The 24,935-nt window shown below is 69.9% G+C and carries 30 protein-coding genes, 2 tRNA genes and 1 riboswitch; of the genes, 20 read left to right on the top strand and 12 right to left on the bottom strand.

From position 1 onward, the window contains the following. Positions 1-176: 176 nt before the first annotated feature. From BJQ94_RS10825 to BJQ94_RS10795, 7 genes are all read left to right on the top strand, one after another. Positions 177-1,181, top strand: a complete 1,005-nt coding sequence (locus BJQ94_RS10825) for an NAD-dependent epimerase/dehydratase family protein (protein ID WP_265400270.1) — start codon at positions 177-179, stop codon at positions 1,179-1,181. Positions 1,182-1,629: 448 nt separating this feature from the next. Next, positions 1,630-3,000, top strand: a complete 1,371-nt coding sequence (locus BJQ94_RS10820; protein WP_265400271.1) for an alpha/beta hydrolase — start codon at positions 1,630-1,632, stop codon at positions 2,998-3,000. 36 nt (positions 3,001-3,036) lie between these two features. Then, positions 3,037-3,333, top strand: a complete 297-nt coding sequence (gene gatC, locus BJQ94_RS10815; protein ID WP_265400272.1) for an Asp-tRNA(Asn)/Glu-tRNA(Gln) amidotransferase subunit GatC — start codon at positions 3,037-3,039, stop codon at positions 3,331-3,333. A 3-nt stretch (positions 3,334-3,336) separates the two neighbouring features. Next, positions 3,337-4,884: an Asp-tRNA(Asn)/Glu-tRNA(Gln) amidotransferase subunit GatA gene (gene gatA, locus BJQ94_RS10810; RefSeq protein ID WP_265400273.1), complete on the top strand. Its 1,548-nt coding sequence runs from the start codon at positions 3,337-3,339 to the stop codon at positions 4,882-4,884. Continuing rightward, on the top strand, positions 4,884-6,404 hold the full coding sequence (gene gatB, locus BJQ94_RS10805) for an Asp-tRNA(Asn)/Glu-tRNA(Gln) amidotransferase subunit GatB (RefSeq protein WP_265400274.1): 1,521 nt from the start codon (positions 4,884-4,886) through the stop codon (positions 6,402-6,404). Before gatA ends, gatB begins: the two co-directional genes overlap by 1 nt. Continuing rightward, the gene (locus BJQ94_RS10800; protein WP_265400275.1) at positions 6,404-6,715 is read left to right on the top strand and encodes a hypothetical protein; all 312 of its coding nucleotides are present in this window, start codon (positions 6,404-6,406) and stop codon (positions 6,713-6,715) included. The genes gatB and BJQ94_RS10800 overlap by 1 nt, the downstream gene beginning before the upstream one ends. Positions 6,716-6,720: 5 nt before the next feature. After that, positions 6,721-7,821, top strand: coding sequence for a VIT1/CCC1 transporter family protein (locus BJQ94_RS10795; RefSeq protein WP_265400276.1), 1,101 nt, complete (start codon positions 6,721-6,723; stop codon positions 7,819-7,821). A 122-nt stretch (positions 7,822-7,943) separates the two neighbouring features. Here BJQ94_RS10795 and BJQ94_RS10790 read toward each other — a convergent pair whose 3' ends face one another. Beyond that, positions 7,944-8,573, bottom strand: a complete 630-nt coding sequence (locus BJQ94_RS10790; RefSeq protein ID WP_265400277.1) for a TIGR03086 family metal-binding protein — start codon at positions 8,571-8,573, stop codon at positions 7,944-7,946. A 93-nt stretch (positions 8,574-8,666) separates the two neighbouring features. Next, on the bottom strand, positions 8,667-9,137 hold the full coding sequence (locus tag BJQ94_RS10785) for a DUF3566 domain-containing protein (protein ID WP_265400278.1): 471 nt from the start codon (positions 9,135-9,137) through the stop codon (positions 8,667-8,669). A gap of 146 nt (positions 9,138-9,283) precedes the next feature. On the opposite strand from BJQ94_RS10785, the gene BJQ94_RS10780 reads away from it, so the two are divergent. From BJQ94_RS10780 to BJQ94_RS10740, 9 genes are all read left to right on the top strand, one after another. Continuing rightward, positions 9,284-10,327, top strand: coding sequence for an LLM class flavin-dependent oxidoreductase (locus BJQ94_RS10780; protein WP_265400279.1), 1,044 nt, complete (start codon positions 9,284-9,286; stop codon positions 10,325-10,327). Between the two features lie 30 nt (positions 10,328-10,357). Next, on the top strand, positions 10,358-10,981 hold the full coding sequence (locus BJQ94_RS10775; protein ID WP_265400280.1) for a hypothetical protein: 624 nt from the start codon (positions 10,358-10,360) through the stop codon (positions 10,979-10,981). Positions 10,982-11,100: 119 nt separating this feature from the next. Beyond that, entirely contained in the window at positions 11,101-12,369 is a 1,269-nt protein-coding gene (dinB, locus tag BJQ94_RS10770) for a DNA polymerase IV (protein WP_265400281.1), read from the top strand. 9 nt (positions 12,370-12,378) lie between these two features. Then, entirely contained in the window at positions 12,379-12,708 is a 330-nt protein-coding gene (locus BJQ94_RS10765; RefSeq protein WP_265400282.1) for a hypothetical protein, read from the top strand. Between the two features lie 92 nt (positions 12,709-12,800). Further along, positions 12,801-12,910: riboswitch (TPP riboswitch) on the top strand. 32 nt (positions 12,911-12,942) lie between these two features. Further along, a complete protein-coding gene (locus BJQ94_RS10760; RefSeq protein ID WP_265400283.1) occupies positions 12,943-13,596 on the top strand; it encodes an ECF transporter S component in 654 nt (217 codons plus the stop codon). A gap of 40 nt (positions 13,597-13,636) precedes the next feature. After that, entirely contained in the window at positions 13,637-15,175 is a 1,539-nt protein-coding gene (locus tag BJQ94_RS10755; RefSeq protein ID WP_265400284.1) for an ATP-binding cassette domain-containing protein, read from the top strand. Beyond that, a complete protein-coding gene (locus tag BJQ94_RS10750) occupies positions 15,172-15,966 on the top strand; it encodes an energy-coupling factor transporter transmembrane component T (protein ID WP_265400285.1) in 795 nt (264 codons plus the stop codon). The genes BJQ94_RS10755 and BJQ94_RS10750 overlap by 4 nt, the downstream gene beginning before the upstream one ends. Continuing rightward, on the top strand, positions 15,953-16,630 hold the full coding sequence (locus BJQ94_RS10745; RefSeq protein WP_265400286.1) for an ATP-binding protein: 678 nt from the start codon (positions 15,953-15,955) through the stop codon (positions 16,628-16,630). The genes BJQ94_RS10750 and BJQ94_RS10745 overlap by 14 nt, the downstream gene beginning before the upstream one ends. A gap of 9 nt (positions 16,631-16,639) precedes the next feature. Next, positions 16,640-16,900 carry a hypothetical protein gene (locus BJQ94_RS10740; RefSeq protein WP_265400287.1) on the top strand — a complete coding sequence of 87 codons (261 nt, stop codon included), beginning with the start codon at positions 16,640-16,642 and terminating at the stop codon, positions 16,898-16,900. A 60-nt stretch (positions 16,901-16,960) separates the two neighbouring features. On the opposite strand, the gene BJQ94_RS10735 is transcribed toward BJQ94_RS10740, so the two are convergent. From BJQ94_RS10735 to orn, 4 genes are all read right to left on the bottom strand, one after another. Beyond that, positions 16,961-18,268, bottom strand: coding sequence for a hypothetical protein (locus BJQ94_RS10735; protein ID WP_265400288.1), 1,308 nt, complete (start codon positions 18,266-18,268; stop codon positions 16,961-16,963). A 22-nt stretch (positions 18,269-18,290) separates the two neighbouring features. After that, positions 18,291-18,641 (bottom strand): metallopeptidase family protein, encoded by a 351-nt coding sequence (locus BJQ94_RS10730; protein WP_265400289.1) that lies wholly within the window; start codon positions 18,639-18,641, stop codon positions 18,291-18,293. Between the two features lie 67 nt (positions 18,642-18,708). Then, positions 18,709-18,784: transfer RNA gene (locus BJQ94_RS10725), tRNA-His, on the bottom strand. A gap of 46 nt (positions 18,785-18,830) precedes the next feature. Next, on the bottom strand, positions 18,831-19,451 hold the full coding sequence (gene orn, locus BJQ94_RS10720; RefSeq protein ID WP_265400290.1) for an oligoribonuclease: 621 nt from the start codon (positions 19,449-19,451) through the stop codon (positions 18,831-18,833). 63 nt (positions 19,452-19,514) lie between these two features. On the opposite strand from orn, the gene BJQ94_RS10715 reads away from it, so the two are divergent. From BJQ94_RS10715 to BJQ94_RS10705, 3 genes are all read left to right on the top strand, one after another. Next, positions 19,515-19,733, top strand: coding sequence for a hypothetical protein (locus BJQ94_RS10715; RefSeq protein WP_265400291.1), 219 nt, complete (start codon positions 19,515-19,517; stop codon positions 19,731-19,733). 8 nt (positions 19,734-19,741) lie between these two features. Beyond that, a complete protein-coding gene (locus BJQ94_RS10710) occupies positions 19,742-20,002 on the top strand; it encodes a thioredoxin family protein (protein WP_265400292.1) in 261 nt (86 codons plus the stop codon). A 76-nt stretch (positions 20,003-20,078) separates the two neighbouring features. After that, positions 20,079-20,151, top strand: a tRNA-Arg gene (locus BJQ94_RS10705). Between the two features lie 53 nt (positions 20,152-20,204). Here BJQ94_RS10705 and BJQ94_RS10700 read toward each other — a convergent pair. Together BJQ94_RS10700 and BJQ94_RS10695 are read right to left on the bottom strand one after the other, a co-directional pair. Next, complete coding sequence (locus BJQ94_RS10700; protein ID WP_265400293.1) at positions 20,205-20,432, bottom strand: sulfurtransferase TusA family protein; 228 nt, start codon at positions 20,430-20,432, stop codon at positions 20,205-20,207. 67 nt (positions 20,433-20,499) lie between these two features. Further along, a complete protein-coding gene (locus tag BJQ94_RS10695) occupies positions 20,500-21,591 on the bottom strand; it encodes a YeeE/YedE family protein (RefSeq protein ID WP_265400294.1) in 1,092 nt (363 codons plus the stop codon). Positions 21,592-21,739: 148 nt separating this feature from the next. Here BJQ94_RS10695 and nadE point away from each other — a divergent pair, with 148 nt between their 5' ends. Beyond that, positions 21,740-22,561, top strand: a complete 822-nt coding sequence (nadE, locus tag BJQ94_RS10690) for an ammonia-dependent NAD(+) synthetase (protein WP_265400295.1) — start codon at positions 21,740-21,742, stop codon at positions 22,559-22,561. 34 nt (positions 22,562-22,595) lie between these two features. Here nadE and BJQ94_RS10685 read toward each other — a convergent pair whose 3' ends face one another. From BJQ94_RS10685 to BJQ94_RS10670, 4 genes are all read right to left on the bottom strand, one after another. Beyond that, entirely contained in the window at positions 22,596-22,784 is a 189-nt protein-coding gene (locus tag BJQ94_RS10685; protein WP_265400296.1) for a VOC family protein, read from the bottom strand. A gap of 109 nt (positions 22,785-22,893) precedes the next feature. Beyond that, positions 22,894-23,535 (bottom strand): hypothetical protein, encoded by a 642-nt coding sequence (locus BJQ94_RS10680; RefSeq protein WP_265400297.1) that lies wholly within the window; start codon positions 23,533-23,535, stop codon positions 22,894-22,896. Between the two features lie 141 nt (positions 23,536-23,676). After that, positions 23,677-24,501 carry an EI24 domain-containing protein gene (locus BJQ94_RS10675; protein ID WP_265400298.1) on the bottom strand — a complete coding sequence of 275 codons (825 nt, stop codon included), beginning with the start codon at positions 24,499-24,501 and terminating at the stop codon, positions 23,677-23,679. 65 nt (positions 24,502-24,566) lie between these two features. Beyond that, positions 24,567-24,824, bottom strand: a complete 258-nt coding sequence (locus BJQ94_RS10670) for a hypothetical protein (RefSeq protein ID WP_265400299.1) — start codon at positions 24,822-24,824, stop codon at positions 24,567-24,569. Positions 24,825-24,935 lie beyond the last annotated feature (111 nt).

Genomic DNA, 24,935 nt, shown 5'->3' with positions numbered 1-24,935 from the left:
CGAGTTGCCGGAAAGTGCCCCTTCAGCGGTCCTGAAAGGGGCGTAATGCGGCAACTCGCGGGATTCCGTTTGCCGAGTCGCAGCAAAGCACCCCTTCGGCGCTCGATCCGGGCGGGGTGCTGTGCCCAGAGCGAACCGCGCTTGCAGCCGCGCGCCCCGGTGGGTTAGCTGGCCACATGCGATTCCTCATCCTCGGCGGAACGGCCTGGCTCGGCAACACCATCGCCACGGCGGCGATGCACCACGGCCACAAGGTCACCTGCCTGGCGCGCGGCGAATCCGGGGACGCGCCGGCCGGCATCCGGTTCGAGCGGGGCGACCGCAGCCAGGCCGGGGCCTATGCGGCCGTGGCGGACGAGGACTGGGACGTGGTGGTGGATGTGGCGCGGCAGCCCGGGCAGGTGGCGTCGGCCGTGGCCGCGTTGCGGGAGCGGGCCGCCTCGTACACCTTCGTGTCGTCGGGGAATGTCTACGCGGGCGCCGCGACCCCCGGTCAGGACGAGACCGGTGAGCTGCTGCGGGCGCTCGACGGCGACGTGATGGAGTCCATGGACAGCTACGGTGAGGCGAAAGTGGCCTGCGAGCAGCGCGTGGTCGACGGTTTCGGCGCGGACAGGGCGCTGATCGCCCGGCCGGGCCTGATCGGTGGCCCTGGCGACGTCTCCGACCGCAGCGGGTATTGGCCGCTGCGGTTCAACCAGCCGGCCGGCGCCAACTGCAGCGTGTTGGTGCCCGACGTGCCCGGCCTGTTGACGCAGGTGCTCGACGTGCGCGACCTCGCCGAATGGATCGTCGACGCCGCGGAGGACGGCACCGCCGGGGTGTTCAACGCCGCGGGGGAGACCGTCTCCCTCGCCGAGCACCTCGCCGTAGCCCGCGGGGTGGCGGGGCACTCCGGCCCGATCGTGGGCGCAGACGCCGAGTGGCTGCAGGGGCACGACGTGCAGCCGTGGTCAGGGCCCCGCTCCATGCCGCTCTGGCTGCCGCTGCCGGACTTCGCCGGATTCAACGCCCGTGACAGCAGCGCGGCCCGAGCCGCAGGCCTGGTCACCCGGCCCCTGGCCGAGACCCTCGCCGACACACTGTACTGGGAGCGGCTCAGGGTGCCGCAGGGCCCCCGTCGGGCGGGGATCAGCGACACCGACGAGGCTGCCCTGCTCGCGGAGTACGCCGCCGCCTGACCCATCCGCCGCCGCATCCGCCCGCCGCATCCGCCCGCCGCCAGACGAGCGCCGCCCAACTGTGCCCGAAGCGGACAAATGGTGCCGGCGCACCGGGCGCAATTGTCCGCGCGGGGAACAGTTGAGGCGGCGAATGCCGGCGCGCCACCGGGGGTGCTGCCCGAGAGTGCAGGAGTGCCCGCGACGCGCAAATCAGCCGATCGGCAGGCCCCGGAAACGTCAACGAAACATTGGGGCTGAAAAGACGTGCAAATACCCCCGATAGCCCTGTTGGAGGGGCATTCCGGGCCTCCGGGGGTCGCTAGGCTGAGTCTGCATGACTTGCCACAGGCGTCGAGTCGGCTAACTATTCGTCGTTTGGGAGGGGACGGGACCCGTCGTGCTGTTCGAGGCCGCTGTTGTAGCGACGCTCTCGCTGTCCCTGGTGGGGGCGGGCGGGACCACGACCATGCCCGAAACGTCAAGGGTCACCCTGCAGGAGACGGTTGCCGCGCGGGTGTCCGACCGCCAGAGCGACGGCGGCGCTTCAGCGCTCTGGGCCCAGCTGGAAACGCAAACCGCGTCCTCCGTCGACATCGACCTGGCCACCATGGGCACGATGACCGGAGCCAATCTGCTCGTCGGGCTGGCCCAGCTGCCCCTCGCCGATGTCGCGGCCTTCGCCGCGGAGTTTCCCACCCACATCGACGCCGTCCTCTCCGCACCGCCGGAGGCCACCGTGGTCTCCGCCTGGTGGACGATGCTCGACGCGACCCAGCGGGCGTCACTCACGGCCGCGACGCCGCGGCTCGTCGGCAACCTCGACGGCGTTCCCCTCGCCCAGCGCAGCCGGGCGAACGAGACCTACCTGCGGGAATCCCTGGACGAGGCGACCCGCGCCCTCGACGGCGTCCTCTCGGCCACCGAGCGCACCCGGCTGACCAGCCAGGCGGCCATGCTGACCCAGGTTGCCGCGGCGCTGCACGCCAGCGACGGCGGTCCCAAGCGCAGCCTGGTGCTGTTGGACACCTCGGGGTCCGGCCGGGCCGCCATCGCCCTCGGCAACCCCGACACCGCCGACTACATCGGCTACCTCGTTCCCGGCATGAACTACCAGGTCGAGCCCCAGATCGTGAACTGGACCAACGTCGCAGACGACCTCTACCGCGAACAGGTCGCCGTGTTGGCCGAGGACACGACGCCGGCCGGCCCGACGGTCACGACCGCCTCCTCCGGTCGCGGGCTGGCTGCCACGGCACTGACGACTTCGGCTTTGACCAGCGCGACGCCCGCGGCCGCGCCCACCGTCGCCACGATCTCCTGGATCGGGTACGAAGCACCAGACCTGTTCTCCGTCGGCGGGCTCGACCGTGCCGTGGCCGGCGCCGCGTTCCTGGAGACGTCCTGGGCCGGCGTGCGCGCCACGCGCGGCGCCGACCAGCCGTTCGTCTCGGTCTTCGCGCACTCTTACGGTTCGACGGTCTCGCTCCTCGCCCTGGCGCAGGGATCGGTCGAGGTCGACGCCCTCGTCGTCGTCGGATCCCCGGGCAGCGCCATCCAGTCGGCCGCCAAGCTGAAGGTCACCGACGAGAACGTGTTCGTCGGCAAGGCGGACTGGGATCCAGCCGTGAATTCGGCGTTCTTCGGCAGCGACCCCGGCGCGTCGTCCTACGGCGCCAGGGTGCTCGGGGTGCACGGCGGCATCGACTCCGTGACCGGCGCAACACTCACCGAATCCGTCGGCCACAACGACTATTTCAAGCCCGGCAGCGAGTCGCTGCACAACATGGCCTTGATCGGCACCGACAACGCGGAACTGGTCACCGGCGACACTGAATAGACTTGAAGCTTCCACTTCGATTTTCTTGGGAGTTTCATGTCTGAAATCACGGCCGAGCAGGTTGCCCATCTGGCCAACCTCGCCCGGATCGACCTCAGCTCTGCCGAAATCGATCGTCTCACGATCGAACTCGGCCAGATCGTCGACTCTGTCGCCAAGGTCGCCGAGGTCGCGACGCCCGACGTTCCGGCAACCAGCCACCCGATGCCGCTGACGAATGTGTTCCGCGACGACGTTGTCGTGCCCTCGCTCAGCGTCGACCAGGCCCTCTCTGGCGCCCCCGATCGCGCCGGCGACAAATTCCGCGTGCCCGCCATCCTGGACGAGGAGTAACCCGTGACCAATCTCATTACCCAGTCCGCCGCCACCCTGGCCGGCCTGCTCGCCGACGGGTCGGTCAGCTCCGTCGACGTCACCCGTGCGCACCTCGACCACATCGACGCCGTCGAACCCGACGTGCACGCGTTCCTGCACGTGGCCCGCGATGCCGCCCTGGCCACCGCCGCCCGGGTGGATGCCCGCCGCGCCGCCGGCGAGAAGCTCGGCCCGCTGGCCGGCGTGCCCATCGCCATCAAGGACGTGCTCGCCACCATCGACATGCCCTCCACCGCCGGATCGAAGATCCTCGAGGGCTGGATCCCGCCGTACGACGCCACCGTCGTCAAGCGCATCCGCGACGCCGACCTGATCCTGCTCGGCAAGACCAACATGGACGAGTTCGCGATGGGCTCCTCCACCGAACACTCCGCGTACGGCCCCACCCACAACCCGTGGGACCTCGACCGCATCCCCGGCGGCTCCGGCGGAGGATCTGCGGCCGCCGTCGCCGCGTTCGAGGCGCCCCTCGCGCTCGGCAGCGACACCGGCGGATCCATCCGCCAGCCCGCCGCCGTGACCGGCTCGGTCGGCGTCAAGCCCACCTACGGCGGCGTCTCCCGCTACGGCGCGATCGCGCTGGCCTCCTCGCTCGACCAGGTCGGCCCGGTGACCCGCACGGTGCTCGACGCCGCACTGCTGCACGACGTGATCGGCGGGCACGACCCGCTCGACTCCACCTCGCTCACGGATGCCTGGCCGTCGATGACCGCCGCGGCCCAGGCCGGCCTGAAGGACGGTGCCCTCAAGGGCGTGCGCGTCGGCGTGATCAAGGAACTCAACGGGGCCGGCTTCCAGGCCGGCGTCAAGCAGCGCTTCGAGGAAACCCTGGCCCTGCTCACCGCGGCCGGCGCGATCGTCAGCGAGGTGAGCGCCCCGAACTTCGAGTACGCGGTTTCCGCCTACTACCTGATCCTGCCCGCCGAGGCGTCCAGCAACCTGGCCCGCTTCGACTCGGTGCGTTTCGGCATCCGCGTCAACCCCGAAGACGGCCCGCTCACCAGCGAGCGCGTCATGGCCGCCACTCGCGACGCCGGTTTCGGCGACGAGGTCAAGCGCCGCATCATCCTGGGCACCTACGCGCTCAGCGCCGGCTACTACGACGCCTACTACGGCAGCGCCCAGAAGGTGCGCACCCTCATCCAGCGCGACTTCGCCGCCGCGTTCGACCAGGTCGACCTGCTCGTGTCGCCCACCGCGCCCACCACAGCGTTCAAACTGGGCGAGAAGCTGGCCGACCCGATGGCGATGTACCTCAACGACATCACCACCATCCCGGCCAACCTCGCCGGTATCCCCGGCATGAGCCTGCCGATGGGCCTGGCCCCCGAAGACGGCCTGCCCGTCGGCCTGCAGGTGATGGCGCCCGCCCGCGCGGATGCCCGCCTGTACACGTTCGGCGCCGCCGTCGAGCAGCTGCTCGAGGCACACTGGGGGCACACCCTGCTCAGCCAGGCGCCCGCGCTGGCCAACATCGAAATGTTCGCAACCGAAGGGGGAGCCGTCTGATGGCTAAGGCCGAATTGATGGACTACGACAAGGCCCTCGAACTGTTCGAGCCGGTGCTCGGCTTCGAGGTACACGTCGAACTCAACACCAAGACCAAGATGTTCTGCGGCTGCGCCAACGAGTTCGGCTCCGGCGCCAACACCAACACCTGCCCCACCTGCCTGGGCCTGCCCGGCGGTCTGCCGCAGGTGAACCGCCAGGCGATCGAGTCCTCGATCCGTCTGGGCCTGGCGCTCGGCTGCGAGATCGCCGAGACCAGCCGGTTCGCGCGCAAGAACTACTTCTACCCCGACACCGCGAAGAACTTCCAGACCTCGCAGTACGACGAGCCGATCGCGTTCAACGGCCAGCTCACCATTGAGCTGGAGAGCGGCCGCCAGGTCACCGTCGACATCGAGCGCGCGCACATGGAGGACGACGCCGGCAAGCTCACCCACATGGGCGGCGCGGCCGGACGCATCCAGGGCGCCGACTACTCGCTGGTGGACTACAACCGCGGCGGCGTGCCGCTGGTGGAGATCGTCACCCAGATGATCGAGGGTGCAGAGGCCGACGCCCCGGAGATCGGCAAGACCTACGTCGCCGCCATCCGCGAGATCGTCAAGGCACTCGGCGTCTCCAACGCCAGGATGGAAGAGGGCAACGTGCGCTGCGACGCGAACGTGTCACTCCGCCCGCGTGGCTCGAACATCCTCGGCACCCGCACCGAGACCAAGAATGTCAACTCGCTGCGCAGTGTCGAACGAGCCGTGCGCTACGAGATCCAGCGCCAGGCGGCGCTGCTCACCGCCGGCGGCACCATCACGCAGGAGACCCGGCACTGGCACGAAGACACCGGCGTCACCTCAGCGGGCCGGCCCAAGAGCGACGCGGATGACTATCGCTACTTCCCCGAGCCCGACCTGGTGCCCGTCGCCCCGTCGCGCGCCTGGGTCGAAGAGCTGCGCGCCACGCTGCCCGAGCCGCCCGCCGCCCGCCGCAAGCGCCTGCAGGCCGACTGGGGCTTCGTGAACCTCGAGTTCCAGGACGTCGTCAACTCCGACCTGCTCGACGTTCTGGAGGCCACGATCGCCGCCGGCGCTCCCGCCCAGGCCGCCCGGAAATGGTGGACCGGCGAGATCGCCCGGCTGGCCAACGCGGCGGGCGTCTCCGCCGAGAGCCTCGTGACGCCGGCCCAGGTGGCCGCGCTGATCGAGCTGGTCACGGCCGGCACGCTCACCGACCGCCTGGCCCGCCAGGTGCTCGAAGGCGTCATCGCCGGCGAGGGCACGCCCACCGAGGTCGTCGCCAGCCGCGGGCTCGCCGTCGTCAGCGACGACGGTGCGCTCATCGCGGCCATCGACGAGGCTCTCGCCTCCCAGCCCGACGTGCTCGCCAAGATCCGCGACGGCAAGGTTCAGGCCGCCGGCGCCGTCATCGGCGCGGTCATGAAGGCCATGCGCGGCCAGGCGGATGCCGCCCGGGTGCGCGAACTGGTGCTCGAACGGGCAGGGTCCGCGCAGGCGGAGCCGGCCGAGTAATGGCCCTCTGGAAGCGTCGTCCGGCGACCGCCCCCGCAGCATCGGGGGCGGACGCCGCGTTCGGCGTTGGCATGCAGGTGGTGGTGAGGCTGGACCGCAGCCGCTACCCGGACTCGATGGTCGACGACCCGATCGGGGTCATCACCGCGCCCGGCGAGCTCGTCGGGTCCGCCCTGTACGCGCCCGTCGTCGGCCGGGAGGCAATCTGGGTCGTGCACTTCGAGGAACCGTTCTACGGCCTCGACGGCAGTGGCCCGCACGAGTCCGCCCGGGTGTCGCAGCGCTCCCTCGAGGCTGCGCCGGAGTCGTGATCGCCGTGACCGACCGGAAAACGCCGCGTGAAGCCGACATCCGTCGGTGGCGGCAGTACCTAGCCGACGAACAGGCCGAGGCGGCCGTGTACCGCGACCTCGCCGGCCGGCGCAGCGGCGAGGAACGGGAGATCCTGCTCGCCCTGGCCGAAGCCGAAGGGCGGCACGAGGCACACTGGCGGGCGCTGCTCGGCGACCGGGCAGGTCAGCCCAAGAAGGGTGCCCTCCGCACCCGGCTGCTGGGGCTGCTGGCCCGCCGGTTCGGTTCGGTGTTCGTGCTCGCCCTGGCCCAACGGGCCGAGGCCCGGTCACCGTACGACGGCGACGCCGACGCGACGAGCGCGATGGCCGCAGACGAACGCATCCACGAGGAGGTCGTGCGCGGCCTGGCCGCCCGCGGCCGCCAACGCCTGTCCGGCACGTTCAGGGCTGCCGTCTTCGGCGTGAACGACGGTCTGGTGAGCAACCTGGCCCTGGTTCTCGGCATCGGCGCGACCGGTGTTCCCGCCGCGACTATCCTCTTCACCGGCATCGCCGGCCTGCTGGCCGGGGCGTTGTCGATGGGGGCGGGGGAGTACGTCTCCGTGCGCTCCCAACGCGAACTGCTCGAGGCGTCCAGCCCGAACCCGGCCACCCGCAGCGTGCTCTCGCACCTGGACGAGGCCGCCAACGAACTCACCCTGGTCTACCGGGCGCAGGGTATGTCGGAGGCCGATGCCGAGGTGCACGCCAGAGAGGTGCTCCGCACCGTGGCGATCGCCACAGACGCACTCGACCTGAGCCGGCTGAGCGCACCCGCCGAACCCGAAATCGACGAACACGAAGCCATCGGGACGGGGATGGGGGCCGCGGTGTCGAGCTTCTGCTTCTTCGCCTCCGGTGCGCTGCTCCCGGTGCTGCCGTACCTGTTCGGCATGCAGGGCATCGCGGCCATCGTCGTGGCGGCTGTGCTGGTGGGCCTGGCGCTGCTGGCGACCGGCGCCGTCGTGGGGCTGCTCTCCGGCGGGCCGCCGCTCAAGCGGGCGCTCCGGCAGCTGGCGATCGGTCTGTCCGCCGCCGGCGTCACCTACCTGCTCGGACTGCTCTTCGGCACCAGCGTCGGCTAGCCCCGCCGCATCCGGTCCCATCCGCTGCAACTGCGCCCGGTGCGGACAAATGGTCCCGGCGTACCGGGCGCATTTGTCCGGATGGGCAACAGTTGGCGGATGCGGCGGACCCGGCTGGCGGCTTAGCGGCGGTCGTCGCGGCCGGTGAGGGCGAGCAGGCGGGACTGCAGCGGCGCGTCCTCCGGCATCGGCACCGGTGAGTCGAACAGGCCGCTGGCCTCCAGGGCGTCACGCTGCGGTTCGAAGACCGTCCAGACGGCCTCGATCAGCAGATCGTCGAGCTCTTCGTCGGCCGCCGTGGCGCGGGCGAGGTCCCAAGAGTGGATCGTGACGTCCGACACCTGCTCGCGCAGGTAGTCGAGCACCGTGACGGTGTCGTAGGAGAGCTGCACGGCGGCATCCGCCGGGGCAGCCTGCCAAGCGGCCGTTGCACGCGCCGAGTGCGTGGCCCACTCGGCGGCCAGATCGTCGCCCAACGGTTCGACGCGGCGCTTGGCCTGCTCGATGCTGAGACCGGCGAGCAGCGGCGGGATCCACTGTTGTTCCTGCACCACGTGCCGCACCAGATCTCCCACGGTCCATTCCTTGTCCGGGGTGGCGGCGGTCCAATCGTCGACCTGGGCAACGCGCGCGCCGAATTCACGGTGAGCCTGCTCCTGCAGCGCAAACCAGTCGAACTCCGTGGTCGCAGATTTCGCGGTCGTGGACGTGTCGGATGTCGCAGTCGTGTTAGCAGTCGTGTTCGTAGTCACAGTGGGCTCAATTCGTTGGGGTTCACGCGGCATCCGCCCGAAGGCGTTCGGCTGGTGATGGGTGCAACGAAATCGGGCCGCCACGCATTCCGGTCAGCTGCTGCTGAAACCGAGCAGGACGCCGCCGGTGACCCGCACACTGAAGTTGTACAGCAGCGCATAGCCGGCCCCGAGCGCCGTGATCAACACGGTGTTGAGCGCGACGACGGTGGCGGCGAAGGCCCACACGGTGTTGGCGTCCAGCAGCTTGCCCAGGTCGACCGACCTGTTGGTGAGGTCCTGGTAGACCCCGGTGACGCTGGAGAACACCTCGGTGTCGGTGAGGACCTGCACGATGAGGAAGATCAGCACGACCGTCACCGTGTTCAGGCAGACCGAGAGCAGGAACGCGAACTTCGCGCTGGACCACACCCCGATGTGGGCAAGCGCGAGTCGCATCTGCCTGGCCGGTTCGCCCTTCTCGCCCTTGCGGGCCAGCCTCTCGGCCACGTCGGTCACTGGTGCGGCCCCCGCGTCGAACTGTGCAACGTCGACCTGTATAGCGTCATAATTCCCCCGAATCATTTGTCCCCTTGTCTCTATATGTCCGGCACTCCGGGAAACGTCTCAATTCCGTGCAAAATATTTCGGGTGGGCCGGCGGCGCTGGCGATAGGTTCGAAGGGGAATTCCACCGCCCCACGCCGGCGGCCGCACCGAAAGAGGATGCCTGTGTCACCTGTTCTGCCACCTGCCCCGTCACCCGCCATCGCCGTCATGCTGCCCCGCGACCTGCCCGCCGAGCAGTTCGTGCCCTACGCGCGCCGCGCCGAGGAGCTGGGCTTCGACGAGATCTGGGTGGTGGAAGACTGCTTCTTTCGCGGTGGAATCGCCCAGGCGGCCGTGGTTCTCGGCGCCACCAGCACCATCCGGGTGGGCATCGGCATTCTGCCCGCTGCCGCCCGCAACCCGGTCTTCGCGACGCTCGAGGTGGCGACCCTGGCCGAGCTGTTCCCCGGCCGGCTGCAGGTGGGCGTCGGCCACGGTATGCCCGGCTGGATGCGGCAGGGCGGGATCTGGCCGGCCAGCCCCCTGACCATGCTCGCCGAGAGCCTCGACCTCATGCGCGGCCTGCTACACGGCGCCACCGCCACCGTCAGCGGCCGGTACACGAGCGCCGATGCGGTGAGCCTTGCCGGCGCGCCGGCCACTGCGCCGCCGATCCTGGCCGGTGTGCGCGGCCCCAAGTCCCTGGCCCTGGCCGGCGCTGCCGCGGACGGCGTGGTGCTGGCCGAGCCGGTCACCCCCGAGTACCTGGCCGAGGCCATCGGCGCCCTCGACGCCGGTCCCGCCTCCACCGAGGCCACGCGCGGCTTCCCCGGACTGCGGCCGGCCCTCGGGACCCGACACGTGGTGGTCTACAACGTCGCCGCGGTGAACGCCGACCCGGCCGCGGCCAGGGCTGCGGCCCGGCCGGCGCTCGAGTGGATCGGCGACCCGGACTGGGCCCCGCACATCCGGGTGCTGCCGTTCGCGGCGGAGTTCGCCGCGCTGCGGGCGACCAGCACGAGCCGGGCCGATTTCGCGCGTGACCTGCCCGACGCCTGGGTCGATCAGCTCGCCGTGGTCGGCACCGCGGCATCCGCCCGGAGGCGCATCGACGAGCTGCACGCGGCGGGCGCCACCAGCGTCGTGCTGATCCCGGCCGGCGACGACCCTGTGAATGCGCTGGAGTCGCTGGCCGCGGTCCTGTCGGCGCAGGCAGCCTCAGCCTAGGCTGGAACCCCACACCGAAGGAGAACGCACATGGGATTCCTCGACCGCCTCCTGGGCCGCCCCGAGCAGCCGGAACAGCCGCGACGAGCGGCCGCGCCGCAGCGCTCCGCGGACGAGATCGCCGTGGAACGCTACCGGTACCTGCTGCGCACGGCGCCGCCGGAAACCATCGAGCAGGTGCACACCGAAGCGTTCAGCAAGCTCACCGACCAACAGCGCGACCTGCTCTTCCAGCAGCTGACCGAGAACGCGATGGAGGGCGAGCGTCCGGCCGACGCCGAACCGGCGACCCTCGCGAAGGCCGCGACCCGCGCCGAGCTGCGCCAGCCCGGCACCCTGGACCGCGCGTTCGGCGGCGACCAGGCCGGCGGCCGGCAGGGTCCGGGCTTCGGAAGCATGCTCGGCGCCTCGCTGCTGGGCACCGTCGCCGGCTATGTAGTCGGTTCGGCGATCGTGAGCACGTTCCTCCCCGACGCCGGGAGCGAGGCGGATGCGTCCGCCGATGCCGGCAGCGACTCCGCCGACTCCGGTGCCGCCGACTCCGCCGACTCTGGTTCCTCCTCGGGCGATTCCGGCTCCGATTTCGGCGGCGACTCGGGTGGCTTCGGAGACTTCGGTGGTGGCAGCGACTTCGGGGGAGACTTCGGCTTCTGATCCCGGCCGACTGACCCGCGTGGGTAAAGCCGTGCCCGTGCGGCGCCCCGTCGAGCCTGTACTCTCGAAGGTAGATTCGAATTGAGCGCGACCACGGCGGCGGAAGGGCAAGGAGCTGCATGAGCAAGCAGGATGGCAGCGAGCGGCAGACCACCGGCAGCGATGTCGACGACAGCACCGCCACCATGCTGCACATCGACATGGACGCGTTCTTCGCTTCTGTCGAGTTGCTCGACCACCCCGAACTTGTGCACCTGCCCGTGATCGTCGGCCACCGCTCCGGGCGTTCGGTGGTCACCGCGGCCAACTATGTCGCCCGCAAATACGGTGTCAATTCCGCCATGCCGATGTCCATCGCGCTGCGCCGGTGCCCGGCCGCCATCGTGCTCGAGCCGCACATGAGCCGTTACGCGGAGGTGTCCAGGCAGGTGATGGGCATCTTCACCGATATGACCCCGCTGGTCGAGCCGCTCAGCATCGACGAAGCCTTCCTCGACGTGGCCGGCGCCCGGCGCCTGCACGGTTCGCCGGCTGAGATCGCGCAGGCGATCCGCGCCCGGGTTTTCGCCGAGACCGGCCTGACCTGCTCCGTCGGCGCGGCCTCGACGAAGTTCGTGGCCAAGCTGGCCTCCGGTCGGGCGAAGCCGGACGGGCTGCTGGTGATCCCCGCCGAGGGCACGATCGGTTTTCTGCATCCGCTGCCCGTCGGCGCCCTCTGGGGTGTCGGCGCCACCACCGAGCAGGCGCTCCTGGCGCTGGGGCTGCGGCAGGTGCGCGATATCGCGCACGCCTCCAGGGAGACCCTCGAGCGCGCCGTCGGCGTGGCCGGAGCCCAGAAGCTGCACGACCTGGCCTGGGGCATCGACCCGCGCCGGATCAACCTCGAACGCGAGGAGAAAAGCGTGGGGCACGAGGTCACCTTCGAGCACGATGTGACGGATGTGGCGCGGTTGCGCAGTGAGCTCCTGCGCCAGTCCGATGCGGTGGCGGCCAAGCTGCGCGGCCAGGGCCTGGTGGCCCGAACCGTGGTGCTCAAGCTGCGCTACGCCGACTTCAGCACCGTCACCCGCTCGCGCACCCTCGCCGAACCCACCAATGTGGGTCGGCGCATCTATGAGGAGGTCGCCGCGAGCTTCGATGTATTGGCGGCCAGGGGCATCCGGGTGCGGCTCATCGGGGTGCGGGCGGAACAGCTCGGCACCGGGGACGGTGCCGGCATGGGCCTCTGGGACGACGACGACGATTGGCGCGAGGCCGAGCTGGCGGTGGACACCGTGACGGCCCGATTCGGCCGTGGGATCGTGCGCCCTGCCTCGCAGCTGGGCGGCGGCAGCGCCCCGAAACGCGACGTGCACCCGTTCGGGACACCGCGCGGGGAAGGGGAGTAGCCTCTCTGCATGACTAATCTCGCCTTGAAGCTCGCAGAAAATGCTCGGTCCATCGGCGTCAGGTCCGCCTACGGTGACCCCGTGCAGATCGAGGGTGTCACGATCGTGCCGGTGGCCCTGGTGCAGTACGGCTTCGGCGGTGGCGGCGAAGGCGAGGGCCCGGAGGGCGCGGCGGGCGGTGGCGGCGGCGGCATGGCCATCCCGATCGGCGCTTACGTGAAGTCTGGTGGGGCAGCCCGCTTCGAGCCGAACGTGATTTCGCTGCTCGCCGTGGGGATTCCCTTCGTGTGGGTGGCCGGCAAGGCCATCGCCCGCATCATCCGCGCTGTCAAGCGCTAGCGCTCACCGGCTCGCGAGCCGTGAGAAGAGCACCAGAATGCGCGAGTTTTCGGGGCTCAACTCACGGTTCGCGGGCCATGTTCTATACTCGAAGCGAACAACACGGGAGTCCGGTGAACCGGGCTGAGAGGAAGCTACTTCAGCTTCGACCGTCGAACCTGATCTGGATCATGCCAGCGCAGGGAGGCTTCTCAATCCCGTGCCCAGTATTCCTCTACGGAAAGGGCACGAACAGTGCACGCATCAATCAATACCCTCACCCCGTCCACAGCTCGCAAGCCGCGGGTTCTGAAGTGGCGGGTCGTCGACATCGTCGTGGCCAGCGTTATCGGCGTCGCCAGCGGCGTCATCTTCTGGGCCTGGGGCCTGGCCTGGTCGCCGCTGAGCGCTCTGCTCGCCTTCACACCGGGCCTTGAGGGGCTCCTCGCCGGCGGTTGGCTGTTCGCCGGGGTGCTCGGTGGCCTCATCATCCGCAAGCCCGGCGCGGCCATCTACACCGAGGTCATCGCCGCAGTGGTGTCGATGCTCATCGGCACCCAGTGGGGCTTCTCCACCCTGATCTGGGGAATCGTGGAGGGCCTTGGCGCCGAGATCGTGCTGGCCCTGTTCCTCTACGCCAACTGGCGGCTCGGCGTGGCCCTCCTGGCCGGCGCCGGCGCCGGCGTGGCAGTCGGCCTGCTCGACACCACGTTCACCAGCTACGCGGCGCTCGACTTCGGCTACAAGGCCGTCTACTTCGTCTCAGCTGTCGTCTCCGGCATCGTTCTGGCCGGCCTGCTCTCCTGGCTCGCCGTGCGTGGGCTCGCCCGCACCGGTGCGCTCGCGCGCTTCGCCGCCGGCCGCGAGACCGGCCAGGTCGACCTCGCCGTGCCGCAGCCCACCCGGTGATCCGCGGCGGATGCCGGCTGTCGCCAGGCCAGGAACGCCCATGACCGGAGCCAGGGTCACGGCGGCCGGCTGGGGCTGGCGGCACGCCGGCCGGTCGCGGCCGGCCGTGTCCGGGCTGGACCTCGATATTCAACCCGGCGAGCGGGTGCTGGTGCTCGGACCTAGTGGGGCCGGCAAGAGCACCCTGATGCACGCCCTGGCCGGCGTGCTCGGTGACGACGAGGACGGCGACGAGACCGGCGACCTGCGCATCGACGGCGAGCGGCCCAGCCGGGCACGCGGACGGGTCGGCCTCGTGCTGCAGGACCCGGACTCCCAGGTGGTGCTCGCCAGGGTGGGCGACGATGTGGCGTTCGGCTGCGAGAACCTGGCGGTTCCGCGCGCCGAGATCTGGCCGCGGGTCACCGAGGCCCTCGCCGCGGTGGGCCTGGACCTGCCGCTGCGGCACCCGACCAGCGCGCTCAGCGGCGGTCAGAAGCAACGGTTGGCGCTGGCCGGGGTGCTGGCCATGCGGCCCGGCCTGGTGCTGCTCGACGAACCCACCGCCAACCTCGACCCCGACGGTGTCGTAGAGGTGCGGGACGCCGTGCTGCGCTCGGTGCAGGCCTCCGGCGCCACCCTGATCGTGATCGAACACCGGGTAGCCGTGTGGGAACACGTCGTCGACCGGGTCATCGTGCTCGATCCGGCCGGCGGAATCCTCGCCGACGGACCGACCGAGCGCGTGCTCAGTGCCGAAGGCGAACGGCTCGCCGCCGCCGGCGTCTGGATTCCGCGCTACCCGCCGGCGCGACCGCACCGCGTCCCCTCCGCCGGGGGAGCCGGCCGGGAACTGCTGCTCGAGGCCGAACGTCTCGCCGTCGGCCGGGTGCCGTTCGCCCGCAAGCAGGCCGTGGTGGTGGCCGACGGACTCGACCTGCAGGTGCGTGCCGGCGAGGCGACCGCGATCAGCGGGCCCAACGGCACCGGCAAGTCCACCCTGGCGCTCACCCTCGCCGGCCTGCTGACCCCTGCGGGCGGGCGGCTCAGCGCGGAGGACCAGCTGGCCGCCGGGTTGGCGGCAGCGCCGCATCGCTGGCGCTCCCGTGACCTGCTCGAGCGCATAGGCACCGTCTTTCAGGACCCGGAGCACCAGTTCCTGGCCGGCACGGTGCGCGAGGAACTCGCGGTGGGTCCGCGCGCCCTGGGCCTGGCGGCGGCCGCGCAGGCCGAGCGCGTCGACGGACTCCTGCACCGGCTACGGCTGGAGCACCTGGCCGACGCGAACCCGTTCACCCTCTCCGGCGGCGAAAAACGCCGGCTCTCGGTCGCGACGGTGCTCGCCACCCGGCCCCGGCTGCTGGTGCTCGACGAGCCCACCTTCGGGCAGGACTCGCGTACCTGGGCGGAGCTCGTGCGTCTGCTGGCCGAATTGCTCGACACCGGCACCGCCGTGGTGGCCGTCACGCACGACGCCGACTTCGTGAGCGCACTGGCGGATTCCCGGCTGGTCCTGGCTGCCGGAGAGGGGCAGCATCCCGCGCGCCCGGCAGCCGGCAGCATCCGTACCACGCGGCCTCCGCAGAAGCAGCCCTCATGAGCATGATGACCCCCGAGATCCGCTCGAGCGCCATCGCCCGGGTCAATCCGGTGGCCAAACTGGCGGTGGCATTGCTGATCGGCTGCGCGCTGATGCTCTCCATCGACTGGGTGTCGGCGGCGGTCGCGCTGCTGCTCGAGGGAGTGCTGCTGGCCTGGTGCGGGCTCAGCGCCCGCCAGTTCTGGTTGCGCACGGCACCGGTCTGGATCGCGGCACCGTTCGGCATGCTCACCACGCTGCTCTACGGCCAGGACTCCGGCGCCGTGCTCTGGGGCGCCGGCTTCGTGACGATCACCGAGGGCTCGCTGGCCCTGGGGCTGGCGATCGGCCTGCGGGTTCTCGCCATCGGCCTCCCGGGGATCGTGCTGCTCGCCACAACCGACCCGACCGACCTGGCCGACGGCCTGGCCCAGGTGCTCCGCCTGCCCGCACGATTCGTGCTCGGGGCCCTCGCCGGGCTGCGCCTGGTGGGCATGTTCGTCGACGATTGGCACTCGCTGGCCCTGGCCAGGCGGGCCCGTGGTGTGGGCGACGGTGGCGGCCTCCGGGGCCGGGCGGGTCGCTTCGGCGGTCTGGCCTTCGCCTTGCTCGTACTCTCGGTGCGCCGCGGCAGCAAGCTCGCCACCGCGATGGAAGCGCGCGGTTTCGGCAGCGACGAGCCGCGCACCTGGGCGAGGCCCTCGGTGTTCGGCGTGCGGGACGCCCTGGTCGTGCTCCTCGGCCTGGGCATCGCTGCCGTCGCGATCACGGCGGCCGTTCTCGCGGGGACGTGGCGTTTTGTCCTCGCCTGACGCCGGCCCCGAGTTGCTGGCACCGGTGCTCGCGGCCGTGCGCGCGCTCGGCCGGCATCCGGCGGGGGACCGGGCCGTGATCCTCATCGACGGCCCGAGCGGTGCCGGCAAGAGCACCCTGGCGGATGCCGTCGTCGCGGCCTGGCCGGGCCCTGTCGCCCCGACCCTGGTGCGCCTGGACGACATCTACCCCGGCTGGGAAGGCCTCGACGCCGCCATCGACCAGATCGGCTCCCGGGTCCTCCTGCCGCGCCGCGCCGGCGGCCCGGCCGCCTGGCAGCGGCACGACTGGGCCACAGGGTCACCGGCCGAATGGCACACCGTCGCCGCGGACCGGCCATTGATCGTGGAGGGCTGTGGCGCCCTGGCTCACGCGCATGCCGCACTGAGCGACGTGCGGGTCTGGCTGGATGCCGACGACGGCATCCGCAAACAGCGCGCCCTCGACCGCGACGGCGGCGTGTTCGAGGCGCACTGGGACCAGTGGCAGCAGGACTGGGAGTCTTACCGCGAACGGGAACGCCCCGAGCAGTGGGCGACGGTGAGGCTCACGGCCACTCCAGGCCGGGCAGCGACGGGGCAGCCAACGTCGGGGCAGCCCACGTCGGGTCAGTCAACGGCGGGGCAGAGCGCGGCAGGCCCGAAACCGGAGGCAGCGCAGTAGGTTGGGGGTATGAGTACTCCGCAGAGCGACAACACCGAATACATCGTGGAATTCGTGGACGGCCCACTCGAGGGCCAGACCGACACCCGCGTGCTCCTGCACGGCAAGCACGACGCGCGCGTCAGCATGGTCGCCGCCGTGGACAGCATGGAATCCCTGTTCTGGTACGACGAGGTCGACACCCGCGAGGTGCAGGGCAAACTGCACGTGCGCTACGCGTTCGACTCCAGCGACAGTGACCCCATCGAATCAAACGACGAGCCCGACTGATCGACTCCGGCCTGAGGCCGGCAGCACTGCCCGGCTTAGTGAGTTGCCTTGTCGACGGATCTACTGGGCGGCGATGAGGGCGCTGATCACCGGGAACGGGTGCAGCAGACGCCAGCCCGGTCCGGGGTCGGTGAGGGTGCGGTCGAGCTCCAGGGTCGAGGTGACGCTCTCACCGAACGCGTCGACGGTGACCCGGCCCACCTTGCTTCCGGCGCGTCCGGTGGCGACGGCGTCCAGGGTGACCTCCGGATCGGACGGAGCGACCGCCTGCCAGCCGAACCGGGTGCGGGGAGTGGCGACGACGGCATCCGCGGAATCGCCCCACGCCGTTGTGAACGTCGCATAGGCGGCGCCCTCGGCCAGCACCGGCAACTCGGTCACCCCGGCCGTGGCTGAAGCCATCAGTGCCGTGAGGTCGGCGGTGAGGGTGTCGTAATCAGGTTCGCCGAGGAACCCGCCGGCGAAGGTGAAGGTCTTCTCGCCGGCGGTCACGGTGGCGGTGAACAGGAAGCAGACCCCGCCGGCGTCGGTGTAGCTGCGGGAGATGCCGGTGATGCCCTGCTCGGGCAGGTAGGCGGTGGTGTTGCTGACGCCGCGCTGGTTGACCAGCGCCGACGCCGGGTTGGCGATGATGTCGGCGATCACGGGGTTCGTCGCGGCCAGCCCGGCGATCCGGGCCAGGTCGGCTCCGGTTCCCACGCTGGCGTCGAGGAGCCCGTTGGCATCGGCGACCTGGGTGTGGGACATGCCGTTCGCCACCAGCCAGGCGTTGGCGGCAGTGATGTACGCGTCGACGGACCCGAAGGCCCAGCGGGCCAGGGTATCGGCGTGGTTGTTGCTCGAGCCCAGGATCATGGCCTGCAGCAGTTCGCGTTGCGTCCAGCTCTCGCCGGGGAACACGATCACGGTGCGGGCGCCCTCGGCCGTGTAATTGAGGTAGTCCTGATAGTCGGCGGTCACCAGAGAATAGGCCGGGCCGGGCTCGCCAATGGCGAGGGGCTTGGCGTCGAGGACCACGAGTGCGGTGATGATCTTGGCCGCGGATGCCATCGGCAGCGGATCGCTGCCGCCGCCGGTTGCGATCGGGTCGACGCCGAGGGATGCGTCAGCGTCAGCGTCCGTCGAGGCGGTGTCGTCGGCCGCGGCGTCGTCGGCGGCAGCCAGCGGGGTGATCGCGAGGATTCCGCTCGTTCCGGCCGCAGGCAGCACCGGTGTGGAGGCCGTCACCGGCGCATCCGGTGTGGTCACTGAGACCTGGGCGGCAGGAAGCGGGCCGAGCAGTGTTGCGGGACCGTAGACGCCGATCGCAAGGATGACGAGGGTTCCCACCAGGATTCCGATCAGACGGCCAGGTCGAAATCTACTCATGGTTCAGGGTAGCCGACGTGCGTCAGGCCCAGCCCAGCTCGTGCAGCCTGTCGTCGTCAATCCCGTAGAAATGGGCGATCTCGTGCACCAGGGTGACGTGCACTTCCTCCCGCAACTCGTCCAGGTCGGCCACGATCGCGAGCAGCGGCTCCCGAAAGATCACGATGCGGTCGGGCATCTCACCGAAGCCGTACTGGCCCCGTTCGGTGAGCGCGACACCGTCGTAGAGGCCGAGAGTGTCCAGGCTGCCGTCCTCCGGACGATCCTCGACCACGAAGATCACGTTGTCGAGGCCGTCGACCATGTCGTCAGGCAGGAGGTCGAGTTGATCAATGACGAGCCGTTCGAAGTCGTCGTGGTTGAGCGAGAGCATCCGTTCAGCATGACACGGGTTAAAGCGGAAAGTCCCCGTCTCTGTCGAGACGGGGACTTTCGTTCATTGGGGTGAGTAACGGGGCTTGAACCCGCGACCTCCTGGACCACAACCAGGCGCTCTACCAGCTGAGCTATACCCACCATGTGCCGCTTCACTCTGACGAGCGAAGGCAACTCAAGAATTCTATTACACGTTTGAGGTGAAGTTGTTCACTACGGCCGCCGCGTGCGATTTTGCTTCGGCGCTCGTGGGTCCGGGGTCGGCCACGAAGACGCTCTTGCGGTAGTACGCGAGCTCCCGGATCGACTCCAGGATGTCGGCCAGGGCGCGGTGACCGCCGTCCTTCGCCGGGGCGTTGAAGTACGCGCGCGGGAACCAGCGGTGGGCGAGTTCCTTGATCGACGAGACGTCGACGTTGCGGTAATGCAGCTGCTTGTCCAGGCGCGGCATGTACCGGGTCAGGAAGGCCCGGTCCGTGCCGATGGAGTTGCCGGCCAGGGGGGCGTGCTGGTCCTCTGGAACGAACTTGAGCAGGTACTCGAGTACCTGGTACTCGGCATCGGCGACGCTCACGCCGTTCGGGATCTCCTCGATCAGGCCCGACGAGGTGTGCATGTTGCGCACGAAGTCGCCCATGTTCTCGAGGGCGGAGGAATCGGGCTTGATCACGATGTCGAGGCCTGGGTCGAGGATGTTGAGGTCGAAGTCGGTGATGACCACCGCGATCTCAACCAATTCGTCGCTGTTCAGGTCGAGCCCGGTCATCTCACAGTCGATCCATACCAACCGGTCACTGCTGTTTGTCATGGGGCGAGTCTAGCGGTGGGTCCAGACAGCTCACCCGGCCGGTTCGCTCGTAGACTTGCTGTGATGCTTACGACACTCGCCATCCTGCTCCTGCTCAACGCCGTCTGGAACGTCGTGGTCTGGCCGCGCTTCTACAAGCGGGTCAGCCAGGATGCCCGTGCCAGGGACGCCGCGGGCAAGCCCACACCGTTCCTGATCGTGCACGCCGTGCTGGTCGGGGTGTCGCTGCTGCTGGCCGCCGTCTCCGCGGTCGTCGCCGTGATCGCCCTCGTGAACGGGTAGGAGCCGGCATGGAACTGGTCTTCTTCTCATCGGCGTTCTGTGAACCGTGCCTGCAAACCCGGGCGATCCTCGCCGAGGTCGAACGCCTGGTGCCCGCAGCCACGGTGCGCGAGTTCGATGTGGCGCACGACAACGCCGAGGCCGAGGCGGCCGGAATCCGCAACACCCCCACGATCATCGTGCGGAACGCGGCCGGCGACGAGGTCTTCCGGGCGGCCGGCGTACCCACCCTCGCCCAGGTGCTCGTGGCCACCGCGAAGGCCCTGTAGAGCCCGGCTCTGAACCTCCCAGTGGGGGTGCCGCCGAGCCCGGCCGCCCGACTACGGTATCGTTGAATCGCTATCCGCCCCCGTAGCTCAGGGGATAGAGCAGGAGCCTTCTAATCTCTTTGTCGCAGGTTCGAATCCTGCCGGGGGCACAGCACAACCCCGCCGGGGGAACCCGGCGGGGTTGTTTTTTGTCTGGCGGGCCTCAGGCCTTCTGCAGCGTGATGGTCCAGGCCGCGCTACCCACTCTGTCGAAGTTGGTCACGGGGTAGCCCGCTTCTGCCGCCCACCTGGGCAGCGCATCCGTTGCCTGCGTGCAGTCGAAGTTGATCACCAGCTCGTCGCCGATCGCCAGCTGGGCGATGGCCTCCTTGGCCTCGACGAGGGGGAACGGGCAGACCTGGCCGTCGGTTTCGAGGATGTGCTGGGCCATGGTGGGGTCTCCTTGCTGATGGGTGCTGCGATGGCGAGAGTTGCGTTATGCGGCGGCGGTGGGACGTTTACGAGCGCACCGTGGTGCGTTCGGGTGTCGGGCCAGCGGATGCTGCTGTGGCCGCCAGCCGGCTCCTGGCCTTGGACGGCCCGGTGATCAACAGTCGGGTCGCGGCGCCGACGCCCACGATCATGAAACCGAAGGCCACCCAGCCCTGCAGCTGGAAGGTGGCGGTGTTGACCATGGCGTTGCCGATGGTGCAACCGCCGGCGAGGCTGGCACCGATGCCCATCAGCGCGCCGCCGCCGATGCTGCGCACGGTGGTGACGGCATCGGGGATGCGGATGCGGAACTCGCCGCTGCACTTCGCGGCGATGAAGGCGCCGAGCAGTATGCCGATGACGAGGTACACGCCCCAGTCGATCACTTCGGCGTCGCCGGCGACGAGGTAGTTGACGATGTTCGAGGAAGGGCCGGTGATGCCCAGCCCGGCCTCGCGGCCGGTCGCCCAGCTGAGCGGCCAGGCCAGGATGGCCAGCACCCCGATGACCAGCGCCGTGCTGAAGGCGCCCCACTGCTTCTCGAACAGCAGGTGCGTGATGCCGTGCTTGCGGGCGGGCAGGGTCGCGACCGGTGTTGCGGGACGGCGGCGCAGGTGGTGCCGCACGAGCGCGGCGACGCCGACACCGAGCACCACCACGAGCAGCCACGGCGACACGCCCAGGACACCGTGCACGGTGGACGCCTCGACGGTGACCGAGCGAAGAGCTGTGACGGCGGGGGCCAGGGCGCCGGTCTTGGAGACCGCCGAGAACAAGGCGTAGAAGATCAGGGCGAGCCAGCTGCCGACGAGGCCCTCGCCGGCCCGGTAATACGTGCCGGTGGCGCATCCGCCGGCCAGCACGATGGCGAAGCCGAAGATGAACGCGCCGCCGATCGTAGCCAGCCACGGGAACGGGCTCGTCGAGAGGGAGATGACGCCGAGCTCGTCGAGGGTGAACACGCCGACGCTCTGCACCGCGATGACGATGAGGAAAGCCGTGAGCCACCTCGTGCTCCCGGTGACCCAGACGTCTCTGAAGGCGCCGGTGACACAGAAACGGCCCCGCTGCATGACAAAACCGAGGGCTATCCCTATGAGCAGTCCTGTGACGAGCATGCCGAATCCCCATTCGTCCTGCGCCCCGCGTCGTGCGGGAGGCACTCTCGACGCTACGACTGGGCCGCCGGTGCCCGCGCCAATGCGTCGCCGTGTGACCGGGCGGATGTGCAGCGCCCGCACGGCGATGACTTGGTAGATTCTTCCCATGCGAGAACTCCAGGCGCGAATCATCGCGGAACTGCACGTCACACCGTCCATCGACCCGGCCGCTGAGATCCGCCGCCGCGTCGACTTCCTCAAGGACTACCTGCTCGCCAGCGGCGCCAAGGGCCTGATCCTGGGGATCAGCGGCGGACAGGACTCGTCGCTGGCCGGCCGGCTCTGCCAGCTCGCGATCGAGGAACTCACCGTCGAGGGCCACACCCTGCGGTTCGTGCCGGTGCGCCTGCCGTATGCCGTGCAACGCGACGAGGATGACGCGCAGCTGGCGTTGGAGTTCATCGCGCCGCAGTCGAACCTCACCTTCAATATCCAGCGTGCGGTGGACGGTTTCGAAGCCGAATTCGCCGACAGCACCGGGGCGGCGCTGCCCGACTTCGACAAGGGAAACGTCAAGGCGCGCGCCCGCATGATCGCGCAGTATGCCATCGCCGGCGCCCAGGGGCTGCTGGTGGTGGGCACCGATCACGCCGCGGAGGCGGTGACCGGGTTCTTCACGAAATACGGCGACGGAGGTGCGGACCTGCTGCCCCTGACGGGTCTCACCAAGCGGCAGGGCCGGGCGTTGCTGATGGCGCTGGGCGCCCCGGAGCACCTCTACCTCAAGGCTCCGACTGCCGATCTGCTGGACGACAACCCTGGCCAGACCGACGAGGCCAACCTCGGCATGCAGTACGAGCACATCGACGACTTCCTCGAGGGCAAGCCGGTCGACGACGACATCGCGATGGCGATCGAGCGCCGCTACCTGAGCACGGAGCACAAGCGTCAGGTGCCGGCATCCCTCTTCGACGACTGGTGGAAATAGCCGGAGTCGGCAGCCGAAGCGGCGGGCGCTGAGCTCAGGGTTGCGGGGCAGTCTCCTGCAGAACGAGGCCGTTGCCGTCGGGATCCGTGATCTGGGCGAATCGTGCCCACGGCGCGGTCTCGCTGCCGTGTGCGCTGATGATCCCCGCCGTGGCCAGGCGCGCCACGTCGCCGTCGAGGTCGTCGGTTTCCAGAACGAGGCCCTGGAGCGAGCCCGCGGGCATCGTCGGAAACCAGGTGACCAGGGTGATCGCGGTCTGTGCGCCGGGAGCCCGTGGGCACGAGAAACGCCGGCCCGCTCGAGAGCGGACCGGCGTTTGACGGTGGGGGACGTTACGGGTTCGGCAGCGGCGCGGGGCGCACTTCGAGAGCCTGAACGTCGTCGAGGAGGCGCTGGGTCTCCGGCGCAGGCGCGGCGGGCACGTATCCGATCGGCTGTGCGGCGGGAGCCGCGGTCGGTGCGGCGAACTGGTCGTGGTGCTGCTGGGCCACCCAGGCATCCTGGTCGGCGATGAGATTCTTCTCCGTCGACGAGTTCTGGGCTTTCCAGCGCTCGATGTCGGCCTGGAAGATCTTGCGAGCGCGGGACGGCTTGGTCTGCCACTCGATCAGGCGGTCGCGGAACTCGACGAGAGCCGGCTCGAGCTGGTATCCGAAGGTGGCGGAGGTGCGCTTGAGCTCGGCGAGCTGATGCGCTGCCCAGTCGGCGGCAATGCTGGAGCCCTTCACCGGCAGCAGTCGCACCTGGATGTCGGCCATGCCCACGGCACGGTCGTTCATCACCTGTTCCTGCGGCGTGAGCGAGTTCCACACGGATGCCTCGGTCGCGGCGTCGACGATGGTGCCGATGGCCGCGGCCCTCAGCTCACGGTCGTGCTGGTCCAGGAGGCGCTTGATGGCGCTCTTGGCGATCCACGCTGCCAGCAGGCTGGCCACGATAATGGCGACGATCAGCACCACGGCGCTGAAAATCACGGGCTGGTTCCTGGTCGCTGAGAGCCAGGTTACGAAATCATTCCACCACTGCATGTGCGGAAGGCTACCTCCCAGGGGACCTGTTCGGCGGTAGCCGTGGCGGCGTGGCCGGATAACCAGCTCAAACCGCTCGCGAGCGCCTCAGTCCGTGGCGGGAAGCGCGAGCCTGTCCACGGTGTCGCGGCTGAGCATCGCGGCACCGGCCACGGCCGAGGGCATCGCGACGATGGCCGCGAACGGCACCAGGAAGACCAGGTAGGACGCCGCCCCGAATCCCAGGGCGACGGCGCGGCGGGAACGCAGCGCGCGGCGCCGTTCGTTGAGGCTGAACCCGCGGGCGTCGAAGGCGAAGCCGGTGAGCTCGACGACCAGAAGCCAGCCGCCGAACAGGGCGCCGACGACAGCCACCGCGAGCGGACCGACGAGCGGGATGAACCCGCAGGCCAGCAGCAGGATGCCCACACCGACGGCCGGGACGAGAAGCCGGATGCCGTCGATGATGCCGCGGCCGACCGCACCCAGCAGACTCTGCTTCACCTCGGCCGGCGCATCGCCCAACCTCGTCTCGACCTCACGCCAGATGCGCTCGTAGAACGGGTCGCCGACCACGAGGGTGACGGCCGTGAAGGTGTAGACCGCGAAGAGGGCGGCCACGATCACGAAGACCAGGGCTGCGGCCACCCTGGTGCTCACCAGCAGGGGCTCCGCCCAGCCGGTGGCGAACGGGGTCGCCCACACCACGATGCCGTCGAGATTCACGATCAGGATCACAATGCCGGCCAGGTACACGATGCCCACGAGGAGGGCGGGGATGGCGCCGAGCAGCATCAGCCGTGGCGAGGTCACCCACATGCCGAAGCCGCGGCCGAGGAAGCGCACACCGGTCCAGGCGTCGCGGACCGGTCCGGCCGCGGCCGGGCCGGAGGAGCGCGGGCCGGATGACGGGGCAGTGGGCTGGGGCAGCATCGTTTCAGCGTAGCGGCGCCAGGGGACCCGGCCCGGGTTCCCGCGCCCGGGCATCCGCCGGAGGCTCAGCGGAAGCAGTCCGCGGCGTCGTCCATGCGCCAGAAGGCGCCGAGCTCGATGCGTCTGGTGGACATCACGATCCGACGGGCGAGGTACCGGTCGCCGTCGTCCTGCGCCTGGCGTTCGATGTGGCCGAGGACCGCGCCGGTGCGGTCCACCACCCGCCAGAGGCCGTCGCGGACGGCGACGAGGGTGGGCCCGCTGCTGCGGCCGACGGCATGGGCGATGGTGGTGGGGCGGGGCTGCGCAGTCAGGGTGATCACGGTGTGCTCCAAGTGTCGGCGGGGCCGGATTGAGGATGACGCCAGGCTAGAGCCGACCACCGACATCCGCCGTGCCGGTGCCGGCACGCAGCCTGCCGGCACATTAACGAC

The sequence above is a fragment of the Cryobacterium sp. SO2 genome, from assembly GCF_026151165.2.
Lineage (GTDB): Bacteria > Actinomycetota > Actinomycetes > Actinomycetales > Microbacteriaceae > Cryobacterium.
This window is presented reverse-complemented; position numbering and strand designations above follow the sequence as displayed.

Excerpts from the sequence above, each read along its gene's own strand:
- BJQ94_RS10825 (WP_265400270.1), top strand. The coding sequence starts at position 177 with ATGCGATTCCTCATCCTCGGCGGAACGGCCTGGCTCGGCAACACCATC.
- BJQ94_RS10820 (WP_265400271.1), top strand. The coding sequence starts at position 1,630 with ATGCCCGAAACGTCAAGGGTCACCCTGCAGGAGACGGTTGCCGCGCGG.
- gatC (WP_265400272.1), top strand. The coding sequence starts at position 3,037 with ATGTCTGAAATCACGGCCGAGCAGGTTGCCCATCTGGCCAACCTCGCC.
- gatB (WP_265400274.1), top strand. The coding sequence starts at position 4,884 with ATGGCTAAGGCCGAATTGATGGACTACGACAAGGCCCTCGAACTGTTC.
- BJQ94_RS10800 (WP_265400275.1), top strand. The coding sequence starts at position 6,404 with ATGGCCCTCTGGAAGCGTCGTCCGGCGACCGCCCCCGCAGCATCGGGG.
- BJQ94_RS10785 (WP_265400278.1), bottom strand. The coding sequence starts at position 9,137 with ATGATTCGGGGGAATTATGACGCTATACAGGTCGACGTTGCACAGTTC.
- BJQ94_RS10775 (WP_265400280.1), top strand. The coding sequence starts at position 10,358 with ATGGGATTCCTCGACCGCCTCCTGGGCCGCCCCGAGCAGCCGGAACAG.
- dinB (WP_265400281.1), top strand. The coding sequence starts at position 11,101 with ATGAGCAAGCAGGATGGCAGCGAGCGGCAGACCACCGGCAGCGATGTC.
- BJQ94_RS10765 (WP_265400282.1), top strand. The coding sequence starts at position 12,379 with ATGACTAATCTCGCCTTGAAGCTCGCAGAAAATGCTCGGTCCATCGGC.
- BJQ94_RS10755 (WP_265400284.1), top strand. The coding sequence starts at position 13,637 with ATGACCGGAGCCAGGGTCACGGCGGCCGGCTGGGGCTGGCGGCACGCC.
- BJQ94_RS10750 (WP_265400285.1), top strand. The coding sequence starts at position 15,172 with ATGAGCATGATGACCCCCGAGATCCGCTCGAGCGCCATCGCCCGGGTC.
- BJQ94_RS10740 (WP_265400287.1), top strand. The coding sequence starts at position 16,640 with ATGAGTACTCCGCAGAGCGACAACACCGAATACATCGTGGAATTCGTG.
- BJQ94_RS10735 (WP_265400288.1), bottom strand. The coding sequence starts at position 18,268 with ATGAGTAGATTTCGACCTGGCCGTCTGATCGGAATCCTGGTGGGAACC.
- BJQ94_RS10730 (WP_265400289.1), bottom strand. The coding sequence starts at position 18,641 with ATGCTCTCGCTCAACCACGACGACTTCGAACGGCTCGTCATTGATCAA.
- orn (WP_265400290.1), bottom strand. The coding sequence starts at position 19,451 with ATGACAAACAGCAGTGACCGGTTGGTATGGATCGACTGTGAGATGACC.
- BJQ94_RS10715 (WP_265400291.1), top strand. The coding sequence starts at position 19,515 with ATGCTTACGACACTCGCCATCCTGCTCCTGCTCAACGCCGTCTGGAAC.
- BJQ94_RS10710 (WP_265400292.1), top strand. The coding sequence starts at position 19,742 with ATGGAACTGGTCTTCTTCTCATCGGCGTTCTGTGAACCGTGCCTGCAA.
- BJQ94_RS10700 (WP_265400293.1), bottom strand. The coding sequence starts at position 20,432 with ATGGCCCAGCACATCCTCGAAACCGACGGCCAGGTCTGCCCGTTCCCC.
- BJQ94_RS10695 (WP_265400294.1), bottom strand. The coding sequence starts at position 21,591 with ATGCTCGTCACAGGACTGCTCATAGGGATAGCCCTCGGTTTTGTCATG.
- nadE (WP_265400295.1), top strand. The coding sequence starts at position 21,740 with ATGCGAGAACTCCAGGCGCGAATCATCGCGGAACTGCACGTCACACCG.
- BJQ94_RS10685 (WP_265400296.1), bottom strand. The coding sequence starts at position 22,784 with ATGCCCGCGGGCTCGCTCCAGGGCCTCGTTCTGGAAACCGACGACCTC.
- BJQ94_RS10675 (WP_265400298.1), bottom strand. The coding sequence starts at position 24,501 with ATGCTGCCCCAGCCCACTGCCCCGTCATCCGGCCCGCGCTCCTCCGGC.